The sequence below is a fragment of the Fulvivirga sediminis genome (assembly GCF_016757215.1).
Lineage (GTDB): Bacteria > Bacteroidota > Bacteroidia > Cytophagales > Cyclobacteriaceae > Fulvivirga > Fulvivirga sediminis.
Genome location: NZ_JAESIY010000011.1, coordinates 1 through 21990, shown reverse-complemented (window position 1 = coordinate 21990; position 21990 = coordinate 1). Strand labels below are relative to the sequence as shown.

Below are 21990 nucleotides of genomic sequence, written 5' to 3'. Positions count from 1 at the left end.
TATAAACTGTAGCACAGTTTCTAGATCTTATTCATTAGTGCAGTTTGCTACTTCCACTCTGCCACTTTGAAGTATTTTAGTTGTTTTATTGGCTCCTATATTACCAGCTGCTAATATTACTTTCTCTCCATCTCCAGTAGCGGACAAGTGTATTTTTATAGAACCATCAAAGTTCTCAATATCATCAAAAGTAAACTCACTGTTATCCGTCAGGGTATTCACTACTGTAGTACTACCTCCGCTCTCAGCTGATACATCATTAAAATTAGCCGCTACAGCCGCATTTTCAGTTTCTATATTGCCAAAATGCAGATGAGCAGGATGCATAGACTCTCCCTCAGTGCCATCTAAATGTACGATTGCTTCTACCCTGCCATTTGATAACTCTTTAAAAACAACTGATCCGTGGGTAGGATATTCAGAGGCTTGATACAAATTGTAGGTAAGCTCTCTGCCAGTATACATATCATCATCGCCTGAATCTGATTCGCTACCACATGCGGCAAATAACAGGCTAGCTAAAACGATTAATAAGATGTTATTTTTCATTGTGTAAATACTTAGGCGATAAATCTAGTTCATATTACAGCCAATCGCTATTAATAACAGTTTTTTAACCAAAAAAATTGATGTACGGTCAATTATTAATTACAAAAGATTGACGGCAACAGGTAAAACAAAAGGCATTTGATTGATGCTTTCTGCCCCATTTAAACTTCTAGCTTCAAGGATTTCGAACATAACAGTATCTCTACGTTTTTGTTATATTAGAAAAACCAAAACTATGCATTTAACCAAGTTACTACTTCCATTAGTAGTATTAGCTATAATTTCATGTACTGGAGCCACCACAGAGACCTCAGACTCCGAACCAGACAACATCTTAGAAGGAATGAAACTTAAGACCATTGAAGGAGATAAAATTGATCTCTCACAGTACAAAAGCAAAACGCTGGTAATCAATTTTTGGGCCACTTGGTGCGTGCCATGCATTAAAGAAATGCCCTCTTTAGAAAAGGCTAAAAAAGCGCTAAAAGAAGATGATGTGATATTTTTGATGGTTTCTAATGAGCCATTAGGACAAATAAGAAAATTCTTAAAGACCCATGATTATGCGCTCACCTTTGCGAAACTGGATATGCCGTTGGAACAGCTAGACATTAAGGGCTTACCAACTACCTTTATTATTTCTAAGGATGGCCAACTATCCTTTAGTGAAACCGGAGCTCGCGAGTGGGACACAAAAGAAAATCTGCAACTAATCATATCCTCAGGACAAACGGAAAGATCGCCAATATAAGGCTACTCCTTAGCCGAAAACACCACAGGAATAGACAAATTCCTATCATTTTCAGGCTTACCTGAAGCATTAGCCTTCTTGAGTACCAAAAACCCTTGATTACGATTAGGCTTATCATAGTCTATAGTAATTTCAAAAGGCACCCACTTTTTGGTCATCCATTTAGCCTTGGCCTTAGCTGGCTTTTCACTAAGCACTTTCTGATCTTCATTTTTTAAGACTACAGGAAAGTTTCCTTCAAAATACCAATCCCCCCTGGCCTTTCCTTTAATAGTAATTGGTGACGAGATGGTATCATTTGGCTGAGGCCAATCTACCTGTATAAGCTGCGCTATATCCTGACGTGTACCTCTACCATTAAAAAAATATAATGAACTGACGGCATGCTGCACAATCTTCTTATCAGCCTCCTTTACATCTCCGTAGTAGGTCATTTTATCTCCTGTAGACATATCAAAATCATGCGTTGATTTAGGCTTACCATTTACATCAAAACAACGAGCTAAAAAATCAGAAACGCCCATATGAACAAAGATATATCCGTTCTCGCTCCAACCTTTAGGAGGATTAGAAGGCTTCAATAAATAAGCCCATGGCTCTCCGGTATTTAGTATATACACCATTGAAGAATCCTTATTCAGCTGAAAATCTACAGGAAGATCCTTATTCCATCCTTGCAGGTTAATTTTACTACCCAAAAGCTTTGGCAAACTACTACCTTGAGGATGCACAGTGATATAGGTGATTTTTGGGTATTCTATAAAGTCAAAAGGTGGATTGGCCACCAGATCATAACCAGAACTATACATGGTAAGCACAGTGGCGTCTTTACTGTTTTTTGTTTCGTCTACCTTCCATGTATTAGGCATTTCAAGAGTGAAGTGAAATGCAGAGGCGGTATAATCAACCCAGTCTATCTCCCCCTTATCACTTGCTACTTTCTTGTCTTTTACTTTCTCTGATTCATGGTAAGCAATGCTTTCCATTATATTACTTTTAGTATTTTCCTGCTCTCTTTGAGGATTATTACACCCAACAAGGATCTGTAACGTCACTATGCTTAAAATACCTATTTGCTTTATCATCTAAATTATATGTGTATTAATTTTCACATACCTGCGAGATATTGCTATATCCTCATCTTAATACTACCCTTTCTGCACAGCTATTTATCTTTTCCTTGCCTATTACAAGGCATACCACTCAGGCATTTAAAGTACTCTACTGTTTATTGCATATATAATACCATAATTAGTTGATACCAAGTTGATATAAAATAGTATTAGCCTATTTTAAAACTATGACCTCTCTTTGATCCTTAAATTTTTCATGGATAAAATACCATCTCCTAAATGAAGAGCTTGCAGACAGGCTAGTTTTCACATAGAAGCCCTTCTTATTTAGAAAGCTTCCGAGACAGCAAAAAGACTATGATTCCCATCAAAGAAAGTAAGGCAAAAGCTAACTTTAAACTCACCGCCCCAGATATAAGCCCTATAATAGGAGGCCCTGCCAGAAAGCCCAAAAACCCAAACGTGGATACAGAAGCCAGTGCCGCACTAGATGACATCTGCTTAGATTTCCCTGCCATGCTATACACCAGAGGCACCACTGACGAAACACCTACACCCACTATTAAAAGGCCTATTACACAAATGATGAACTTAGGAAATATCACAATAATCAGCAGACCTATTCCCGTAAGCAAGCCGCTCACCTGAAGCATTTTAGTCACTCCCAGATGATGGGTGAGCTTATCAGCTACCAGCCTGGAGCCAGCCATGGCTACCATAAAAGCTGCATAGCCAATACCTACCCAATCTTGCTTTACTTGCACTACTTTTTTTAAATACACTCCGCTCCAGTCAAACATAGCCCCTTCGCTAATCATAGAACAAAAAGCGATTATACCCAGCAGCAGAAGTGATTTTTCTGGCCACGCAAATATGGGTTTAGGCTCATTATCAGCAGTATCTTCTGACAGTAAAAACCGAAAACTAAAAAGCAAAATAGACAAGGCCAGCACCCACACTATCATAAAGTGATATTGGGTAAGTATACTTTCAGCAATCATATAAGCGCCTATTCCCGCTCCCGCAAATCCTGCAAGACTCCACATACCATGAAATGTAGCCAGAATATTTCTTCCATATTTACCCTCCAGACTCACCGCTTGGGTATTTATAGCTATATTGAGCGTATTACCTACCAGCCCAAATGCAAAAAGTGCTGGAATTAATGTAAAAAGATTGAAAGCCCAGCCAATACCCGTAAGTGCAAATGTATATATACTAGCAGAGATGATCACCACAATTTTACTACCATACCTAGCCACCAGATAACCAGAAAGCGGCAAGGAAATTAACGAACCAACAGGCAACGCAAATAACACCAGACCTAGTGCAGAATCTGAAAGCTCCATAGCTTGCTGTATGCTGGGTATACGTGATGCCCAACTGGCGAAACATAAGCCATAAGCAAAAAATACGGCTCCAATGCCTATCCGAGATTTTCTTAAATTATCCAATCAATTTAACGGTTTTGATACAAGTAATCGCAAGCTTCTTTCCAGTTGTTTACTCGCACATCATACTCAATATTAGCATTATGACTTGCCGTAAAAAGCATACCTCTTCCTTTGCAATAATTTAAATTCTTCATGTGGTCATCAATCATAAAATCAGTATCAATAATACTTTTATCACCACAGAAAACAATGTTCTTCCAACTAATAAATGGAAAATGTTCAGTAAGCCATTCCTTCTTCTCACCTAATGACTGTGGAAATTCCATGGCGGCTGAAACGATGTAAACCTCAAAATCTTCAATCAACTTTTTCACAGCATCTATTGCTCCTTCAATCACCTCCGTATCTCTAAAAAAGCCTGGCATAAATAATAGCTTCCTCAACTTTTCCTTATCTGGAAATGCCTCTTGCTCCGCCTTTCCTTTTAAAGTTTCTTTCGCTACCAGCACTCCATATTGATCAGCATACCACTTGATCATCTGCTGTTCTATATCAGCCAAAACGTGATCCATATCTATAGCTACAGACTTTTTCATTCTTTCATTTTACTTTATTTTTCAATATTTTGCATCAAAGTTAAATATAAAAAGCATATTATTGCATGTGTAAATTATTTTTTTGCCATAACTTGCAATAAATGTTGAAAGAAGAGAGATTCCAGCAAATTATCAATCAGCTAAACCTTAACCACAAAGTATATCTAGATCAGCTCAGTAACCTATTAAAGGTATCCGTAGATACTATAAGAAGAGATATTAAAGAACTAGACTTACAAGGAAAATTAAAAGCTGTAAGAGGTGGGGCGATAGCTCATTCGTCTAACCCTCACAACTTTATCGATAGACTTGATTATGATTCAGAAGCCAAGAAAAGTATGGCAAAAAAGGCTATTCCTCTGTTTCATAACGGACAAACGGTAATATTTGACGGGGGCACCTCCACTTTGGCAATTGCAAATATGCTACCTGACGATTTACACCTGACGGTAGCTACCAATAGCTTCCCAGTAGTGACTATTTTAAAAGAGCGTAAAAACATTAATGTTCTCTTCGCTGGCGGTCAGCTCTTTAGCGAAGCTTTTGTAACCGTGGGCTATGATACCATTACCTTTTTTAAAGACCTTAGAGCTGACTTGTGCTTTCTTGGCATATGCAGTCTACATGCTCAGCATGGAGTTACTGCACCCAACTATGAAGAAAGTAAAGTAAAAAAAGTGATGACAGAGTCATCTTTACAAACTGTAGCCTTGGCCACTCCACAAAAACTAGATACAGCAGAACCTTATTTGGTATGTACTGCTGATAAAATCAGCACGATTATTACCAGTAATCATGACGATAAAAAACTCACCCCTTTTCACAAGTTAGGGATAGAGGTTTTATAATTTCTTGGATTTACTTATCATTAAAGTGTTTTTCCGAAAAACAGAGCTATTATATTCCCCAATAATTCCGTAATTCGCAATACATGCAGTTTCATAAAGATATATCCCTAAAATCACACAATACCTTTGGCCTTGAAGCTAAAACCAAGCTCTTTACTGAGGTAAATTCCATAGTGGAATTACAAGAAACGTTAAAGACAGAGGAAGCCCAAGCCAACCCACTCTTAATTTTGGGTGGAGGTAGTAATATATTATTAACCCAAGACTTTGACGGCCTTACTATTAAAAATACCATTACCGGTAAATCCATTATTAAGGAAACGGATGACTATGTTTTAGTAAAGGTAGGTGCCGGAGAAGCGTGGCATGATTTCGTTACCTATGCTATAGAGCAAAACTGGGGCGGAACGGAAAACCTATCACTAATACCAGGTACCGTGGGTGCTGCTCCTATGCAAAACATTGGGGCCTATGGCATTGAACTCAAAGAAATATTTGAGTCTCTGGAGGCGGTAAACATAGAAACCGGAGAAATTGAAACCTTCAACCAGGATCAATGCCAATTTGGATATAGAGAGAGTATTTTCAAAAAAAACCTTAAAGGCAAATACATAATAGCTCATGTTACTTTCCGGCTTACCAGAAAAGACCATCAGTTGCATATAGAATATGGGGCCATTAAAAGCACGCTGGAAGAGCTAAAAATCAAATCTCCTACTATTGAAGATATTAGCAATGCCGTTATTTCTATAAGGAAGAGTAAGCTCCCAGATCCTAAAGAGATTGGCAACAGTGGCAGCTTCTTTAAAAACCCTACTATTACTAAAATTTCTTTTGAAAGCCTCAAAGTGGACCACCCGGAAATACCAGGATATGAACTACCCAATAATGAAGTAAAAGTACCGGCCGGATGGCTTATAGAAAAAGCTGGCTGGAAAGGATACACCAATGGAAACATAGGAGTACACAAAAAGCAGGCTTTGGTACTAGTGAATTATGGCGGAGGAAAAGGCAAAGACATCTGGGCTCTGGCTGAGGAAATTCAGGCTTCTGTAATGAAAAAATTTGGGATAGAACTACACCCTGAGGTAAATATAATCTAAGACTAAGTCAAGGTTACTGAGCTTAAATCATCTCAGTAACCGCTGCAATGCTACCTTGGTAGCGCTCCACTTTCACTCCAAATTTAACAAGAAAGTCTACCCCCTCATCGCTTTTTATTCCTTTGTATTCAGCATAAGAATTTAAGAAAATCACCCTCTCTACCCCCATAGTATAAATGATACGAGCACACGCCAGGCATGGGGCCAGGGTTACATACATAGTAGCTCCTTTCACTTCCGTTTTGTTTTTTACAGCATACAAAAGAGCATTCTGCTCAGCGTGAATAGCCAGAGAACAGCCTCCCTTTGAATCTCTGGGGCACCCATGCTCAGGCCACTCCAAATCACAATTATGAGTACCGGCAGGAGGGCCGTTATAACCTATCGAAATTATTCTCGTATCCTTGGTTAGAACTGCGCCTACATGACGCTTGATACAATGCGATCTTTTGGCCAGATTCACTGCCAACTCCATGAAAATATCGTCAAACTCTGGTTTATTCATTGTCTAAAATCCTAAATTTAGGCGGTATAGTATTTGATGGAAAGTTGACTATATTTAACCATTTAAAAAAGAAACCGCTGAGAAAATTATGAAATCAACACCCTTAATAACATTTATCCTGTTACTAATTTCTTGCAGTGTATTTGCTCAAGAGGCCATTACCCCTCGCCCCAGCCCCACGGCTATTATCACCATGAAGTACGAAGAAACCTACGTAAAAGTAACATACTCTCAGCCTCATAAAAGGAATAGAAAAATATTTGGAACGCTGGTACCCTATGGTCAGGTGTGGAGAACAGGCGCTAACGAAGCTACAGAAATTACCCTTACCGGAGATGTACTCTTAAATGAGACAGACACATTAAAAGCAGGCACTTATTCGATTTTTAGTATTCCGAATGCTGATAAATGGACTATCATCATCAACAAGGAACTGGGCCAATGGGGTGCTTATAATTACAATCAGGAAGCCGATGCACTTAGGTTTGAAGTACCCACTTCAAGTGTGAAGCCTGGTGTAGTATGGGAGCCTTTTACCATGGCCTTTGAGCAAAGTAATGAAAAAGCTAAGCTGGTCATGATGTGGGACCAAACTAAAGTAGAGATTCCCATGGCTTTTATTGAAAAGGATTAAATTCTTTAGCCAACATTAATGTCCTTAGCATTAAAATACAGTGAAAAGAGGATTTCGAATTACAATCTCCGTAAATGCATTTCGAAATCCTCCTTAAAAACACCCTTCTATTAAACTTGCTTTCGCAAACAACATGGTCTACCATTAAATCCACCCCCTGCCGACTCCTAATCGACCATATTTTCTTCTGCTTAGGACATAAAACAACTCATAATATTTTAATATAACATCTATTTTAAGCATAGAGGCTAAATCACACCCTATTATAATTTCATATCAATTAACTTAGACTCATAACTTACTAACCAATAGATTAGAATAATGAGATATTTAATTGTAGGTGCAGGAGGCACCGGTGGACTGATTGGAGGGTATTTAGCAAAAGCCAACCATGATGTAACGCTAATAGCCAGAGGAACTCATCTTGAAAAGATTAAAAAAAATGGGCTCATCATTCATAGTTATACTGGCAGCACCAATACCGTAAAAGACATCAAAGTTGTTAAAGCTGACGAACTGGATAATAAACAGTATGATGCTATTTTTATCTGTGTAAAAGCATATAGCCTCAAAGAAATAGCCCCCGTAGTAGAAAAGGCCAGCGATGAAAACACCATCATCATACCTATACTTAATGCCATGGAGGCTGGCAATATTCTGAGAAAAGAAATTCCTAACAGAAAAATAAGTGATGGCTGTATTTATGTAACAGGTTATATCTCTGCCCCTGGAGAAATCACACAAAATAATAAGATTTTTAGAATTGTGTATGGATTTAATGGTAAAAAAAAAGCTGAGTTCCCTGCTCTTATTCAGCTAGAAAATGACCTGACTAGCAGCGACATCGATGTTACTTACGCGCCTGATATCTATAGCGCCATCTTCAGAAAACTATGTTTCACCTCAGCTTTTGCTGCAGTAGGCTCTTTTCATAAGGCTAACGCTAAAGATATGAGGGAAAATGAGGAGTATAACCAACAGTTTAAAGCACTCTTAAATGAGCTTGATGAGATTAAAAAGGCTGCCTTTTTCACCAATGACTACAATCTAATAGAAGAGAACTTAAAAATTCTGAATCATTTGGCTGATGAATTTACAGCATCTCTGCAAAAAGACCTGGCTGCAGGCAAACCCGATGAGCGTGAACAATTGATTTTTGATATTGTAAAAATCGCTGATCGCTTGGGAGTAGAGGCACCTAATTATCATAAAATAGCTGAATTTTTCGGTTATAAGAAAAAGGATGTAGCTCACCAAGAACATTAAGAACTTAAGAAAATGAGGCCGGTCTGCTTCGAGGGCCTCAGCATGACCTCTGGTTGTGGACTACTAACCAAAACAAAGTCAAACTGTGGCTCTCGAAGGGCTGACTTTCTGCTGACCAAAGTTTATATTAACTCCCCGCCCGTGATATCTCCCTCCATGTGCCATCACCCAAAGAAACCAAAGTAATAGATCCATTATTAGCTGCGGTATAGGAAGATACCAGCTTAATGTAGGCACTATTAGTTACTGTAGCGCCAGAGTCTAAAAGCAAAGTGATCATAGTGCCAGCCGGCATTCTATCTGAAGTTAAATGATTAATACGAGTAATGGATACTGCCCCGGTTATGGTAAAAACATTTCCTTCTGCTGGTAACACTAAAAAACCTCCCGAAAGCTGGTAATTCTGCCCTACACCATAAGTGATGGTACCATTCACAACTCCTCCATTAGAAGTGAGGTAATGATCTGTCTGAGGCTGCGTATAACCAAAGCTCAACACAGGAGCTGTAATCAAAAAGGTCTGTTTACTACCCGTAGTATTGTTAAAATAAAACTTAGGGTTATATGACTGTACGGTATCTACCAGGCTAGTCATACCAATAGAATGCCACTGATCATCTCCCGGATGATAACTACCCGTAACCAAACCAGAAGGAGAACGACTGGTGGTAGTGACCAAATTTTTAGCGTTGGTTTTTATAAATGCCCCAAAATTTACTTGTCCGTAAACTGGAGAAGACTTGGGGTCAGGCAAATAAATCGGGGCAGGCCTTAAGTAGCCTGAAGTGCCAGCAGGCACCTCTACCTGTATTACATTCATATCCTTTAAATAAACCTGACTCACTTCCATTAAAGTATCTATCCCTGAAACTTCCCAAAAAGGCACCTGCCCATTTTTAACACCATAAAATACGGCATTTTGAAAGAGATTATTACCTCCCACCTGCTGAGACAAGGATTTGGCAGACCTAAAACCGATAAAATTATTCCCATCATCTATAGTCAGGCCTCCCGAGTATATTCCACTAACATAACTATTTCTGGTATCTGCCTTAAACTCCACTAGAGGTATACTATCCGGCTGGCTACTCCCCTCTATCCTGATGCGGATGCCTGTAAATTCACCTTTTTCAACCACAAGATGACCATACAGAGAAGATTTCGGTTCTATTACTGTACCGTTAAAAACATTGTTATTCCCTCCCGAAACATGAATGCCATAATCAAAGCCATCACCTGAAATAGCTCCATGGTAGAATGAATTAGAATTAACAAAAGAACCTGCCTGTTCTTCTATCTTTACACCAGTGGCACCATAACGTATGCGCACATCATAAAACGAGCAGTACGTGATGCCCCCAGCATTAATAGCCTTCAGCTTAAGCGCCACACCATCAGTAAAACCTGAAATGAGTATCTCTCTGAGCACCACGCTTTCTACTATTTTACCATCAGCCAATATTTCTATACCTCCACCAGCACCCGCATTATTATCATCATAAATGACCATATTTAAGATCATAACGTTGGTTCCTCTTACACTCATAGTAACTGATGTACCAGCATTAGTAATGATAGAACCTAAAGCGGGAGTACCTGTAGCAGTAATGCCCCTTCCTGACCCCAGCAGTGAAACTCCTGCAGGAATAACCAGTGTTTGATCAATTTTATAATTACCTACAGGAAAGAAAACCGTAGCTCCAATAGAAGCTGCACTGTCCACGGCCTGCTGTAACACAGCATAGTCATTATTAATACCGTTGCCATAAGCGCCAAGCGTTTTAACATTAATAAAATTAGTTTGAGCCACTACTGATGAAGACAAGGATGCCAGCACCATAATTATTAAATATCTCATAACTTATATTTATTATTTTATTTACATGAAATGAAACTTAAATTATAATATAGCAATAAAGAATCACATATATGCCAATTGTTTCAGTACGTTGGGCTCATACCAGGAAAAGCATACTGAAAAATAAATCATAGAATCTTATATTTAATATGTAGCTTCGCACTTCCATTTAAAAAAGGTCATAATGAAGCGCATTAAAGAGTACAAAAAGTTGTTTAACATCGATTCAGCGATAGATCTGAAAGACCTAAAAAAAACCTACCGAAACCTGGTAAAAGAGTGGCATCCGGATAAATTTCAGGAGGGCGATGAAAAAGCAGAAGAAGCGAAAGTGATGAGCCTTAAAATTATCGATGCCTACCACTTTCTCATTAGCATTGCCCCCGAGACCAAAGAGGCCAACCTGGATGCCTATACCAAAACCACCACGGAATCAGGAATAGACGGATATAAGCATAAAGGGCTGCTGCTGGAAATCAACTTTACAGATGGCTCTACTTATGAGTACTTTGGAGTAAACAGCAATGTTTTCAACAAATTTCTCAATGCGAGCAATCCTTATCGTTTCGCTAAGCGTAATATATTTCATTCTTTCCTTTACAGAAAATCTAAAAAAGACGCCAAGCAAGAGGAGTCTGCTGTTTAGTAAAGAAAGCTTATAAAAGGACCATGTGAGGCTACATATAGAGAGAATAGCTGAGTTAATGTAGATTACCAGCCTGAAAACCACACTAGGAAGAAGATAATTATAGATGCTTTAAAGTACGGGCCAGAGGCTCGTGCTTAATAGAGCAATATTCCTATTGTTTGCCTCATTAGGTAAAATCATCGAAGCTCTGAAAGAATTAACTTCTTTTGTTTCATAGTATTCTTCACCGCCCTTTCTCTGACCGTGGGATCATCACTGTTGATAAGATCAAAATATTCAACAGGAACCACCTGCCAGGACAAACCATATTTATCTTTACACCAACCACACGAATCTTCATCCCCTCCGTTAGCTGTTAGTACAGACCAATAATAATCTGTTTCCGTTTGGTCTTTGGTGTTAATAACAAATGAAACGGATTCATTAAACTTAAAATATGGACCTGCTGCAAGAATACTCAATTCCATACCTGCCATTTCTATTTTAGCGGCTTCAAATTTTCAGCCATCTGCTTCTGCCGGATTTTCATATTGATGGTGTTCTTTAATTTTCCCATCTTTAAAGGTAGAAAGGTAGTAATCTGCCACCGCTTTTGCTTCTGTAGTTTCCACCCAAAGGCAAGGGGTTATTTTTGGATTAGTCATATGCACCCTACCCGTTAGAGTCTCATTAGATACTGTATCGATTATAACACTATTGGAAGCATTCTGGTCAGCTCTTTTGCAATTTATTATAATAGCAAAAACGTAGAGGAAATGCTTATTTAGAATGTATAGCTTTCTTACAAACTCAGCAAACTTCCTTAAATATCTTATTGCCATAGTAGCCCTATACACACTTTATTCAATGCTTAAATCCTCTCAACCGCCCCTCCACTTCTATAAGGTGCAACTACCTCATGATATTAATCTCTAGTTTTTTTATTCCTTTTATTGTTAACTATATCATAAATAATTCCAAAGCCTATTAGCACCAAACTTACTTTAGGAGAACTGGCCATAATAGCCATAATTGTTTGCCCATCAGACTTACAATTATAGTATGAACCTACCTCGAAAATAAAAAAGGGAGTTTGTAGCAAATAAAACTCAATGCCTAAAAGTACAATTAAAGTTAAAAGTCCTATTTTCCGTTGGCTTAAAATCAGAAAATAACCTGTAGCTATACCCAAACTTATAAATAAATATATTGCGCATACCCAAATCCGTTCTGCTATGCAATAATCAGAAGATTCAATATTGATCAAATACTTTCCTACAAAATCACTTACTAAACTCGAAGAAAACACAGCATCAATTTGTATTCCTGGCATTACAAAAGCTGTTGCGATGGTTAGCATACAAGCGCCCAAAGCCATCAAACTGCCATACATTCTATTATTCATAACTTAGTACACAAGAAGTCCTTTCTGGCAGCTTCGGAATATTACAACATAAAGAATCACTATAAGTATAAGATTAGGATTTATATACATTAGGGTTATGCTTTTCCATATAAAATTCCGGGTGGGGCAACTCTTTAAAGCCAAACTTTTTATAGAGCCATTCGGCAGTATTAGTCAATAAAATCCACCTCCTTAATCCTTGAAGGTTAGGATGATTCATAATTTCATTCATCAACCACTTACTTAAACCCTGCCCCCGATATTCATTAAGTACGAAAACATCTCCTAAATAAGCAATTGTTGAATAATCTGAGATTACTCTAGCAAACCCGATCTGTCGAGCTTCATGATACAGCCCAAAGTTCAGTGAGTTCTCGATAGATGTTTTCAAAGTGCTCATGGGTATACCATTACTCCAATCGGCCTCATTGGCCAGGAAGTTATGAATACTTATAATATCCAATTTGCTCTTATCTGTGGAAATGGTATATCCATTTCGATGTTTTTCTATATTTTCCAAATCAATTCTTTAATTTAAACATAACTTACATACCAAGGAAATGCATTTGATACTTAGTATCCTACATTAAGAGGCTGAAGCTTGCTCTCTTGGAAAGATTCTTAAGTTGGTCTGACGCTCAAAAATGAGCACCACAAGACGCGAAAATAAGATTTAATATTATGACAATTACTTTCTTCATTATTTCAATCCTTTAATTCCTTCTATTATTCCCTTAGTTACTATTGAAATCATTTCCTTAGTTTTATTATTTGAGAAGTCTTCTTTAATATTTTCATTCTGTAATTTAGAAATATGGAAGTGACCTGTTGGAAGAACTGGCTTTTATCTTTCCTTAATTTGGCTACACGATAAAAAATTTCATTTGATAAATAATCACACCATTCCCGCCATGCTCTGCATGGTGATACCACTCCATATCATCAGACTTAAGGCCAATATTCCGTTACCACCGGCATAGCTGATCTATAAAAATAATCATTAGGCTCTTCACTCCTTTTTTGAGCATTTTTAAAGACTTGGTTTTGAGTTTGATGATCAGGTCATTACAAATGCCCGTGAAAGTAGCAATATATAATTGCGATAGTGCTGGCGGCATACTGCTTTTTGAGAATGCATGGACTTTTCTTAAGCAGACAGAAGAACAAAAACGATATTCACTGAACAGGCCAAGGTAAGAGAACCGCACCCCAAGTGGTGAAAGGCGCTCTCTGACTGAATCTGAGTCAAAGCCGTCTATTCTAATTAGGGCATGCCATTTTTGGCTTTCTCTGTAACTTGCTCAAGTGTTCCTTTTAAGGAAATATTACCATTGGTATCAATTAAGTAGTAGACTGGGATAAAAGTGACATCATATGACTTGGCGATTACACTATTCAGACCTTGCATGTCGCAGACGTTAATCATGTGCCCAATTCCTGCTTTTTCAATTCCCGTTATCCATCTCTCATTATCTGTATCCAGAGAGATATTTATAACAACTAGATTATTAGCATAGTCTCTACTGAGTTTCAACAAATCAGGAGCTTCTTTGATACAGGGAGCACATGATGATGACCAAAAATGAAGTAACACATTTTTCCCAGTAAGACTTTGCTGATTGTAGTTTTTACCCTCACTATCGGTTAGTTCAAATAATGGTGCTGGCTGACCTGGCTGCAATCTCCCAGCGTTACCAGCCTTTTCTCCAATTTTAAATCCCATATAGGATCCTTTAACGGATAGGCTCAATTCATCATAATATTCTTGAAGCGTTTCAATCTGAAGCAAGTTATTGCGAAGAAGAAAATCAATAATAATGGCAGAGATATATTGATCACTATTGCTTTTAATGATTTGTTTATTCTGTGATAAAAAGGAATCGTATGCGTTTTTTCTTTTTTCTAATTGTTCAGGAGAGTCATTCTCTGACAACTTTTCAATCAGGTTATAGAAGTGCTTCCAGTTAGACAGAAACTCATAAAATGCAGCATTATTGTTAGGATCTAAAACAAAAAAGGGTCTGTTTGGATAAGCTTCATTAACACTGTTTTCATTAATTTCTTTAAAGTTCTTGAACTCGATTTCAGTCAATTGGTCTGAAAGCACCAATGGTAATGGCCGTTTTGTGTTATACCCATCAACAATCAGATAAAATAGAGTTGGGGTCGGTATGATTGCGTCATAAGTAACATTGCCACTATTTATGAGTAAGGTATCAATCAGTTCATTTTGTTTATTGATAAGAAATACTTTTCCAGATGCTATATCATCAAATTTAAGGCTAAGATTTGGCTGAGACTGAACAGACAGTGAAAATAGAATCAATGTTGCAGTAAGAATAAAATTAGTCATTTTTTACTTCCATTATGTTGTGCCCGTCATGGGCATGTTGGTATGAAGATACCGAAATTATTCCAAAGGGTGAAAGCCCTAGTTCCCGCTATGCTCTGCTTGGTGGTACCGCTCCATATCATTAGGCTTACAGCCAACATTCCCTTACCACCAGCATAGCTGATCTATAAAATAATCATTAGGCTCTTTACTCCTTTTTTGGACATTTTTAAAGCCTTGGTTTTGAGTTTGATGATAAGGGCATTACAAATGCCCGTAAAGATAGCAATCGCAGTATAATTACGGTCTAGCTGGAAGGGTTGCTTTTCTTATTGTTTTGTGGTAGCCGCTTTTTGCCATATTGCTTTTCATCAGTTAGGTCTTCGATTTTCAGATTGAATGAATATGATTAGTAGTAAAGAATGTCAGAAACTACCAAATCAGGTATTGATCAAAAAATGCAGCAATCTCACCATAGGCTTCTCGTGTTTCCGGAAGGTCTGGATCAAAGGAAAGTTGAGAATGAGAAATACCCTCATAGATATGTAATTGAGCAGGCACTCTGGCGCGTCTTAATTTACGATGAGATCTTACTGTATTACTTAAAAAGAGGTCTCGTGTGCCTGAAGTCAAGATAGTCGGTGGAAAACCTTCTAAATTCCCGTTTATCGGCGATAAAAGAGGATGACTAAGATCATTGCCATTGGCATAAAGTTTTGCGGCTAATCCTAAATAACCTGAATAGCTCACGAGAATATTGTCTAGCCATTCGTTGGTTTTATAACTGTCACCCGTTTCGGTAAGATCAGCCCATGGGGAAGACGGAGCTATTGCTGCTGGCATGCCAAGTCCTAGCTCTTTAATCTTTAAAATGGTCGCCATAATAAGGCCACCTCCGGCTGAAGTGCCAGTCATTGCAACACTACGGGGATCGTACTCTGTTAGTATTGCCCGCCAAACGTCAATCATATCTTCAATGGCGCCAGGAAAAGGATTCTCGTAAGATAAACTGTAATCAACCGAGATGGTAGTGTAGCCACCAAAAGCGGCAAACATGGCTGCTTCTCTAACCGATCCTATGCCAGGAGCGTATACGTAGGCACCTCCGTGCGCCACAATTACAAGCTGTTTGCGATGATTTTCAGGGATGTTTTCAGGAGTTAATCTATAACACTTTACACCTCCAATCTGAAGTTGTTCAACGGTTAAACCCAGGTCTTCAATCAATTTATTAACCGCTGGTGCTGAACTTTCACTTACCTTCGTGACAATTTTACTCCAATCGTCTTTTGTGGGAGGATTCAAATTCCAATCGATGAAAACATTATATGGAGCGGCAATCATTTCTTGAGCTCTTTCACTGATATCCCTGTGCGGTACTGGAATTTTGCGCTCCGGTACCGTCCGATCCCCCGGTTTTAAATTAGCTTCAGTTTGCTTTTTTTTAAAGTCCATAATTTTTTTTGATGAAGATTCGCTTGAACGGCCCAATAGTAGAATGATCTTCCTGCAGTTGCTTTTCAATCAAGTTTCATTGTATATATACAGATAGTTTATAATGAAGACGGCAAATACAGCCAAGACTGCCTTAATTAAATGATTGTCTGAACTCCAAAGGCGAAACTTTTGTCTTGGTTTTGAAAAGCTTGCTAAAAGATTGTGAATGTTCAAAGCCTAATTCGTAGGCGATTTCGCTAACACTTAATGTTGTTGTTGATAATCTTTCTTTGGCTTTTTCTATGATTGCGTTTTGAATGTATTGTTGTGTAGTTAGCCCTGTCAATGAACTCAACATATCACTCAGATAGCGTTGCGATAGCTTTAATTCTGTGCTGATATATTTCACCGAGGGCAATCCGTTTTTCAGACCGTTTTCTTCTTCAAAATAGCTGTTTAAAAGTCTGTCCAAAGAAGATATGATATCGTGATTGATGGCTTTTCTCGTAATGAATTGCCGGTTGTAAAAACGATTGCTATAATTCAATAACAATTCTATTTGCGACACCAAAACATCTTGACTGAAACTGTCAATATTGTTGTCCAATTCGTTAGTTATTATAGTAAATAAATTGGCTATAATTTCTTTTTCTTTTGCCGATAAAAATAATGCTTCTGAAACATCATAAGAGAAAAATCCGTGTTGATTTATTGTTTTTCCTAATGGGTAATTTCGGACAAAGTCCGGATGAAAATACAAAGCGATACCTTCATAGCTTTCTAGGTCTTCTGGTGAAAAAACAATTTGTTTCGGCTTCAAAAATGCCAATCCACCCTCTTCAAAATCGTAATATCCTTGTCCGTATTTTAGATGTCCTGTGAAGGTAGGTTTAAAGGAAATTTTGTAAAAATCAAGACTTATTTTTTGCCCTCTTGGAAACATGTCAATCGAGACATGATTGTAATCAACCAATGCAACCATTGGGTGCAATGGCGCAGAAAGTCCCAGGATACGCATCAATTGCGATATACTTTTAATATGATTTATGTCAGCTTGTGTTTGCATTTTTTTGGTTGCCATTATAATCACTTTATTTGACAGACATATTCTTTAGCATGCTGTCTAAGGTTATGTGTGCAAGCTCTTTATTTGACTTGCACACACAACTCATCGTTGCTTACAGTTGGTTTTACTTTATGATCTATCTATTTGTTTTTCTAAAAATTCAGGATAGCGGTCACCTACAAGGGTAATTCCATTTACCATCGTATCAATTTTTGCAAGTTCATCGGCTGTCAATACAATATTTGTACTTGCCATGTTTTCCTCTAAACGATGTAATTTTGTGGTTGCTGGGATGGGGACTATCCAAGGCTTCTGCGCTAAGAGCCAAGATAATGCTAATTGTGCAGTCGTAACATTTTTTTGCTGAGCAATTTCAGAAAGTGCGTCCACTAGCACCAGATTGGCCTTTATATTTTCTTCGCTGAAACGAGGGATAATATTTCTGCGGTCCACATCTTCTAGTTTCTTATTGATGATACCTGTGAGAAATCCTTTGCCCAAAGGACTGAACGGAACGAAACCAATTCCTAACTCTTCTAGAGTTGGTATGATTTCATTTTCCGGTTCACGCCAAAACAAAGAGTATTCACTTTGTAATGCTGATACAGGTTGAACTGAATGTGCTCTTCTGATAGTTGTGACACTTGCTTCCGATAAACCAAAATATTTTACTTTGCCTTCCTTTATCAGGTCTTTCACAGTTCCTGCCACATCTTCTATTGGAACATTAGGGTCAACTCTGTGTTGATAAAGCAAATCAATGTAATCTGTTTTTAACCTTTTTAATGATGCTTCGGTTACGGCTCTGATCGTTTCGGGTCTGCTGTCTAAACCTACTGCTGGGCTAGCATCTTTGCAACCAAATTTTGTGGCGATGACAACATCTTTTCTGTAAGGCTGTAATGCCTCACCAACAATTTCTTCATTGGTGTAAGGTCCGTAGGCTTCTGCGGTATCAAAAAACGTAACACCTCTTTCCACTGCGTTGTGTAGTAGTGTTATAGCATCTTTTTTATCAAGACCTTTACCGTCTAAAAAGTTTAAACTCATACAGCCAAAGCCTAATTCGGAAACTTCTAATCCAATGTTTCCTAATTTTCTCTTTTGCATAATTCTTTTTTAAATGTTTATAGAACTGAATTAAATTTCAGTACAAAATTCTTGATTGTCGTTCTATAAAAAGTAGCCCAATTGGTCATTGTTGTAGTCCAATTTTCAAATATTTTTTAAACACTGTAAATTAGACCACTACCTTTATCTAGCAATTTGATAGTTGTCATATCATCGGCAGATAACTCAAAGTCAAATACATTGAAATTTTCATTGATCCTTTCCCTATTTGTCAATTTCAGAATAACCACAAATTTCCTTTGAATTAACCATTGAAGAACCAGTTGGATAGTATTGGCATTTTAATGTGCTGTTGTCAGTAGTTACTAACTTGTGCATCTGCTGAAAAATAAAAAGAAGGAATTTAATTAAATGATTGTCTGAACTCCAAAGGCGAAACTTTTGTCTTGGTTTTGAAAAGCTTGCTAAAAGATTGTGAATGTTCAAAGCCTAATTCATAGGCGATTTCGCTAACAGTTAATGTTGTTGTTGATAATCTTTCTTTGGCTTTTTCAATTAGCTTGTCGTGAATGTGCTGTTGTGTACTTTGTCCGGTTAAGGTTTTAAGCAAACGGCTTAGATAACTTACAGATACATTTAATTCCTCAGAAATATACTGCACTGTTGGCAAGCCTTTTTCAGTTACCGTATCATTCTTGAAGTAATCCAGTAGTAATTTTTCAAACTTATCAAGAATTTGATGATTTACCTTTTTGTGTGTTAGGAATTGACGGTGATAAAAACGGTCAGAATAATTCAATAGTGTTTCCAAATGGGCAATGATGATGTCTTGGCTAAAATTATCGATGTTTGAGTGATACTCTTGTTCAATATTTTCAATAATTCCGACAATCGTTTTTTCTTCTTTTTCTGAAAGCATTAATGCCTCATTTGCTGAATATTTAAAATACTCGTATTGCTTAATTTTGTTTGACAATACAGTATTCCAAAGAAAATCGGGATGAATAAGTAACACCCACCCCGATTGTTTTAATTCTTCATTTTTTTCTTTATAAATACTAAAAATCTGATTGGGCGACATAAATGACATAATGCCTTCATCATAATAGTACTGGTTTTGCCCATAATTAACTTTTCCTTTACTCAAAACTCTTTTAAGGGCAATTACATAAAAATCCAATGCCAAATTCTGTGGTTCATCAGCATGCCAATGTTTGACGTTTTCAATATCAATAACACTAATTAAATGATGTTCAGGTTTGGGTAAACCTCTATATTGATGAAATTCGGCTATGGTTTTTATCTTTATGGTCATTTCAGTTTTCTTTTCTCACTTCTAATATGAATTTTCCACGAACCTGTCCGGTTTCACTTTCCTCGTGGGCTTCGGCAACTTCTTCTAAAGAATACTCTTTGCCTAGCGTTACTTTTACTTTGCCTTCGTTAATCCACTGCGTAAATTGATTGAGCCATGTCAGGTGATTTGTTTGTGCAGCAAGAAATTCTCCTTTGACATTCTTTTTTTCCATTGCTTCTTTAACTGCATCGTCAAAAGGGAAGTCTACATTAGCACTTATAAAAATTCCGCCTTTTTTTAATACAGCTATACTCTTTAAGCGCTCATTATTATCCCTCACTGATGAAGCTTCAAATACAACATCAATATCTTGCAATAACTCTTCAAAGTGCTGTGTCTTATAGTCAATTACTTCATCCGCGCCAAGTTGTTTTACAAATTCGATATTATCCGTGGAACAACTACCAATTACATAAGCACCTTTTACCTTGGCAAATTGAACTGCAAAATTTCCTACACTGCCTGATGCACCTTGTATAAAAACACGTTGTCCTGCTTCAAGTTTTCCAAAGTCAAAAATTGAATTAGCCGCCACAAGCCCCGTTAAAGGAATGGCTGCTGCCTCATTAAAAGTAAGACTTTCAGGTTTCAGTGCAAACTGGCTTGCTTTCGCTGCAATATATTCTGCATAGCTACCGTTGCCAGGAAAGTTAGGAATGCCATATACTTCATCGCCTTTTTTAAAGTTTGTAACGTTGCTCCCGATTTCTTCTACTATGCCTGATGCATCCCAACCTATAATTAAGGGCAAATTTAAATAAGGTCTCAATACATCGTTGCCACCTTCACGGACTACCCTGTCCACAGGGTTTACACCGCTTGCATAAACCTTTACTAAAATTTCATCTGCTGCTGGAACAGGACGTTCTACTTCTTCAATTTTCAATACGTCCGTTCCGCCAAATTCGTTGATTATTACTGCTTTCATTTTTATGTGTTTTATTTATTCAAAGTTCAGCAGAAGAAATAAATCCGATGTAGCCGATATTGACTTTGTTGTATGCGAAAATGAAGTGCGTTTGTAAACATTCAACCTATTTTATGGCGAGCTGGGGCGGACTTGTGCATAAACCCATTTATGAGTCCTATGCCTCCCCTACGGCCCCTACGCCATGCTCTGCATGGTGGTACTGCTTCATACCATTAGGCTCATGGCCAACATTCCCTTACCACCAGGATAGCTGATCTATAAAAATAATGACGTGGCTCTTTTTTCCTTTTTTGGGGTTTTTAAAGCCTTGGTTTTGAGTTTGATGATAAGGGCATTACAAATGCCCGTGAAGATAGCAATGGCAGTATAATTACGATCGAGCTGGGATTGAAAAGTATAATTTGTAGTTTTACTTGACATGATATGTTATATCCAGGTTGCAGTTTTCGCAGATGAATAAATCATTAATATTTATTGATCGAACCGTAATTATTCCACACTCAGTTTTTTTTCTCTCTACTACAGAATGTTCGATGATATATTTTAAGTCCTTTTTATTGTTTTGTAATGTGAATTTGGATGAATAATCGAGATCAATTTGAAAAGTATCCCTATCCATAAATCCTTCATTATATACGCTTAAGCTGTCAGTTGAGAATTCGTAAAACAAGGTAAAATCATCAGACTCAATGTCGCTCTCACTCTCAAGAATAAATCGAAATAAAGGTCTTGAGGGAATTTGATTACAATCATTATCCAACCCTGATTCTTGACAAGAGCCTATTAAAAGTAAGAGTGGTAAAATAAGAGTTTCATAAGTTGTAGATTATGCCATAGTAGAGCCTAATAGCCCTCATTTTCTATAAATATAGTAAAATCGAACTATCAGCACCCCCTTCATCAAACCGTGGATAAAGTTTTCCCTCACACGGCTTACAGATAGAGTTGTTTGTTTGACATTTACAGGAATCTACCATTCGTAAATAATCAGGTTATTTGGCTTGAAAACCCTATTACAAAATCATTTCCTGCTTGATCTAACATATAGCAACATTTAACTACATTTTTTTTATCTGCCAATAGGACTATGCCGGTACTGATAGTATCAAATTTATATTTGCACCTCTAAAGTAGAGCCCCTTTCCTAATCTGAGTTATGTTGTCTCAAAAATCAATGGTAATATGG

General features: G+C 37.6%; 21 protein-coding genes and 1 pseudogene. 6 read left to right on the top strand and 16 right to left on the bottom strand.

What is annotated here, in order from left to right; genetic code table 11:
* Positions 1-27: 27 nt before the first annotated feature.
* The gene (locus JL102_RS18525; protein WP_202245948.1) at positions 28-549 is read right to left on the bottom strand and encodes a hypothetical protein; all 522 of its coding nucleotides are present in this window, start codon (positions 547-549) and stop codon (positions 28-30) included.
* A 235-nt stretch (positions 550-784) separates the two neighbouring features.
* Here JL102_RS18525 and JL102_RS18520 point away from each other — a divergent pair, with 235 nt between their 5' ends.
* The gene (locus JL102_RS18520; RefSeq protein ID WP_202245947.1) at positions 785-1300 is read left to right on the top strand and encodes a TlpA disulfide reductase family protein; all 516 of its coding nucleotides are present in this window, start codon (positions 785-787) and stop codon (positions 1298-1300) included.
* Between the two features lie 2 nt (positions 1301-1302).
* Here the strand turns inward: JL102_RS18520 and JL102_RS18515 are convergent, their stop codons facing one another.
* The 3 genes from JL102_RS18515 to JL102_RS18505 all read right to left on the bottom strand — a co-directional run bounded on the left by JL102_RS18515 (position 1303) and on the right by JL102_RS18505 (position 4363).
* Complete coding sequence (locus tag JL102_RS18515; protein ID WP_202245946.1) at positions 1303-2385, bottom strand: Gmad2 immunoglobulin-like domain-containing protein; 1083 nt, start codon at positions 2383-2385, stop codon at positions 1303-1305.
* A gap of 311 nt (positions 2386-2696) precedes the next feature.
* On the bottom strand, positions 2697-3827 hold the full coding sequence (locus JL102_RS18510; protein ID WP_202245945.1) for an MFS transporter: 1131 nt from the start codon (positions 3825-3827) through the stop codon (positions 2697-2699).
* Positions 3828-3832: 5 nt separating this feature from the next.
* Entirely contained in the window at positions 3833-4363 is a 531-nt protein-coding gene (locus JL102_RS18505; protein WP_202245944.1) for a 5' nucleotidase, NT5C type, read from the bottom strand.
* Between the two features lie 101 nt (positions 4364-4464).
* Here JL102_RS18505 and JL102_RS18500 point away from each other — a divergent pair, with 101 nt between their 5' ends.
* Together JL102_RS18500 and murB are read left to right on the top strand one after the other, a co-directional pair.
* Positions 4465-5211, top strand: a complete 747-nt coding sequence (locus tag JL102_RS18500) for a DeoR/GlpR family DNA-binding transcription regulator (RefSeq protein WP_202245943.1) — start codon at positions 4465-4467, stop codon at positions 5209-5211.
* Positions 5212-5294: 83 nt separating this feature from the next.
* Entirely contained in the window at positions 5295-6314 is a 1020-nt protein-coding gene (gene murB, locus JL102_RS18495; protein WP_202245942.1) for a UDP-N-acetylmuramate dehydrogenase, read from the top strand.
* Between the two features lie 22 nt (positions 6315-6336).
* Here murB and JL102_RS18490 read toward each other — a convergent pair whose 3' ends face one another.
* Positions 6337-6819, bottom strand: coding sequence for a deoxycytidylate deaminase (locus tag JL102_RS18490; protein WP_202245941.1), 483 nt, complete (start codon positions 6817-6819; stop codon positions 6337-6339).
* Between the two features lie 88 nt (positions 6820-6907).
* Here JL102_RS18490 and JL102_RS18485 point away from each other — a divergent pair, with 88 nt between their 5' ends.
* Both JL102_RS18485 and JL102_RS18480 read left to right on the top strand, forming a co-directional pair.
* Positions 6908-7453: a DUF2911 domain-containing protein gene (locus JL102_RS18485; RefSeq protein ID WP_202245940.1), complete on the top strand. Its 546-nt coding sequence runs from the start codon at positions 6908-6910 to the stop codon at positions 7451-7453.
* A 321-nt stretch (positions 7454-7774) separates the two neighbouring features.
* Entirely contained in the window at positions 7775-8719 is a 945-nt protein-coding gene (locus tag JL102_RS18480) for a ketopantoate reductase family protein (RefSeq protein WP_202245939.1), read from the top strand.
* Positions 8720-8846: 127 nt separating this feature from the next.
* Here JL102_RS18480 and JL102_RS18475 read toward each other — a convergent pair whose 3' ends face one another.
* Positions 8847-10577, bottom strand: coding sequence for a glycosyl hydrolase family 28-related protein (locus tag JL102_RS18475; RefSeq protein WP_202245938.1), 1731 nt, complete (start codon positions 10575-10577; stop codon positions 8847-8849).
* Between the two features lie 184 nt (positions 10578-10761).
* On the opposite strand from JL102_RS18475, the gene JL102_RS18470 reads away from it, so the two are divergent.
* Entirely contained in the window at positions 10762-11223 is a 462-nt protein-coding gene (locus JL102_RS18470) for a KTSC domain-containing protein (RefSeq protein WP_202245937.1), read from the top strand.
* A 179-nt stretch (positions 11224-11402) separates the two neighbouring features.
* Here JL102_RS18470 and JL102_RS23635 read toward each other — a convergent pair.
* From JL102_RS23635 to JL102_RS18415, 10 genes and pseudogenes are all read right to left on the bottom strand, one after another.
* Positions 11403-12047, bottom strand: a pseudogene (locus JL102_RS23635) (VOC family protein).
* 83 nt (positions 12048-12130) lie between these two features.
* Positions 12131-12610, bottom strand: coding sequence for a hypothetical protein (locus JL102_RS18455; RefSeq protein WP_202245934.1), 480 nt, complete (start codon positions 12608-12610; stop codon positions 12131-12133).
* 73 nt (positions 12611-12683) lie between these two features.
* Positions 12684-13130: a GNAT family N-acetyltransferase gene (locus JL102_RS18450; protein ID WP_202245933.1), complete on the bottom strand. Its 447-nt coding sequence runs from the start codon at positions 13128-13130 to the stop codon at positions 12684-12686.
* Positions 13131-13874: 744 nt separating this feature from the next.
* A complete protein-coding gene (locus tag JL102_RS18445) occupies positions 13875-14963 on the bottom strand; it encodes a TlpA family protein disulfide reductase (RefSeq protein WP_202245932.1) in 1089 nt (362 codons plus the stop codon).
* A gap of 411 nt (positions 14964-15374) precedes the next feature.
* A complete protein-coding gene (locus JL102_RS18440) occupies positions 15375-16397 on the bottom strand; it encodes an alpha/beta hydrolase (RefSeq protein ID WP_202245931.1) in 1023 nt (340 codons plus the stop codon).
* A 133-nt stretch (positions 16398-16530) separates the two neighbouring features.
* Entirely contained in the window at positions 16531-17460 is a 930-nt protein-coding gene (locus JL102_RS18435) for a helix-turn-helix domain-containing protein (protein WP_237390668.1), read from the bottom strand.
* 114 nt (positions 17461-17574) lie between these two features.
* Positions 17575-18555: an aldo/keto reductase gene (locus JL102_RS18430; RefSeq protein ID WP_202245930.1), complete on the bottom strand. Its 981-nt coding sequence runs from the start codon at positions 18553-18555 to the stop codon at positions 17575-17577.
* 116 nt (positions 18556-18671) lie between these two features.
* A complete protein-coding gene (locus JL102_RS18425; RefSeq protein WP_262896882.1) occupies positions 18672-18839 on the bottom strand; it encodes an aldo/keto reductase in 168 nt (55 codons plus the stop codon).
* A gap of 80 nt (positions 18840-18919) precedes the next feature.
* Positions 18920-19831: a helix-turn-helix domain-containing protein gene (locus JL102_RS18420; RefSeq protein WP_202245929.1), complete on the bottom strand. Its 912-nt coding sequence runs from the start codon at positions 19829-19831 to the stop codon at positions 18920-18922.
* Between the two features lies 1 nt (position 19832).
* On the bottom strand, positions 19833-20801 hold the full coding sequence (locus JL102_RS18415) for an NADP-dependent oxidoreductase (RefSeq protein ID WP_202245928.1): 969 nt from the start codon (positions 20799-20801) through the stop codon (positions 19833-19835).
* Positions 20802-21990: the final 1189 nt, after the last annotated feature.

Bases quoted from the DNA above. Each gene is read 5' to 3' on its own strand.
- JL102_RS18520 (WP_202245947.1), top strand. From the start codon at position 785: ATGCATTTAACCAAGTTACTACTTCCATTAGTAGTATTAGCTATAATT.
- JL102_RS18475 (WP_202245938.1), bottom strand. From the start codon at position 10,577: ATGAGATATTTAATAATTATGGTGCTGGCATCCTTGTCTTCATCAGTA.
- JL102_RS18500 (WP_202245943.1), top strand. From the start codon at position 4,465: ATGTTGAAAGAAGAGAGATTCCAGCAAATTATCAATCAGCTAAACCTT.
- JL102_RS18445 (WP_202245932.1), bottom strand. From the start codon at position 14,963: ATGACTAATTTTATTCTTACTGCAACATTGATTCTATTTTCACTGTCT.
- JL102_RS18455 (WP_202245934.1), bottom strand. From the start codon at position 12,610: ATGAATAATAGAATGTATGGCAGTTTGATGGCTTTGGGCGCTTGTATG.
- JL102_RS18420 (WP_202245929.1), bottom strand. From the start codon at position 19,831: ATGACCATAAAGATAAAAACCATAGCCGAATTTCATCAATATAGAGGT.
- murB (WP_202245942.1), top strand. From the start codon at position 5,295: ATGCAGTTTCATAAAGATATATCCCTAAAATCACACAATACCTTTGGC.
- JL102_RS18505 (WP_202245944.1), bottom strand. From the start codon at position 4,363: ATGAAAAAGTCTGTAGCTATAGATATGGATCACGTTTTGGCTGATATA.
- JL102_RS18515 (WP_202245946.1), bottom strand. From the start codon at position 2,385: ATGATAAAGCAAATAGGTATTTTAAGCATAGTGACGTTACAGATCCTT.
- JL102_RS18485 (WP_202245940.1), top strand. From the start codon at position 6,908: ATGAAATCAACACCCTTAATAACATTTATCCTGTTACTAATTTCTTGC.
- JL102_RS18430 (WP_202245930.1), bottom strand. From the start codon at position 18,555: ATGCAAAAGAGAAAATTAGGAAACATTGGATTAGAAGTTTCCGAATTA.
- JL102_RS18440 (WP_202245931.1), bottom strand. From the start codon at position 16,397: ATGGACTTTAAAAAAAAGCAAACTGAAGCTAATTTAAAACCGGGGGAT.
- JL102_RS18470 (WP_202245937.1), top strand. From the start codon at position 10,762: ATGAAGCGCATTAAAGAGTACAAAAAGTTGTTTAACATCGATTCAGCG.
- JL102_RS18415 (WP_202245928.1), bottom strand. From the start codon at position 20,801: ATGAAAGCAGTAATAATCAACGAATTTGGCGGAACGGACGTATTGAAA.
- JL102_RS18480 (WP_202245939.1), top strand. From the start codon at position 7,775: ATGAGATATTTAATTGTAGGTGCAGGAGGCACCGGTGGACTGATTGGA.
- JL102_RS18525 (WP_202245948.1), bottom strand. From the start codon at position 549: ATGAAAAATAACATCTTATTAATCGTTTTAGCTAGCCTGTTATTTGCC.
- JL102_RS18490 (WP_202245941.1), bottom strand. From the start codon at position 6,819: ATGAATAAACCAGAGTTTGACGATATTTTCATGGAGTTGGCAGTGAAT.
- JL102_RS18435 (WP_237390668.1), bottom strand. From the start codon at position 17,460: ATGGCAACCAAAAAAATGCAAACACAAGCTGACATAAATCATATTAAA.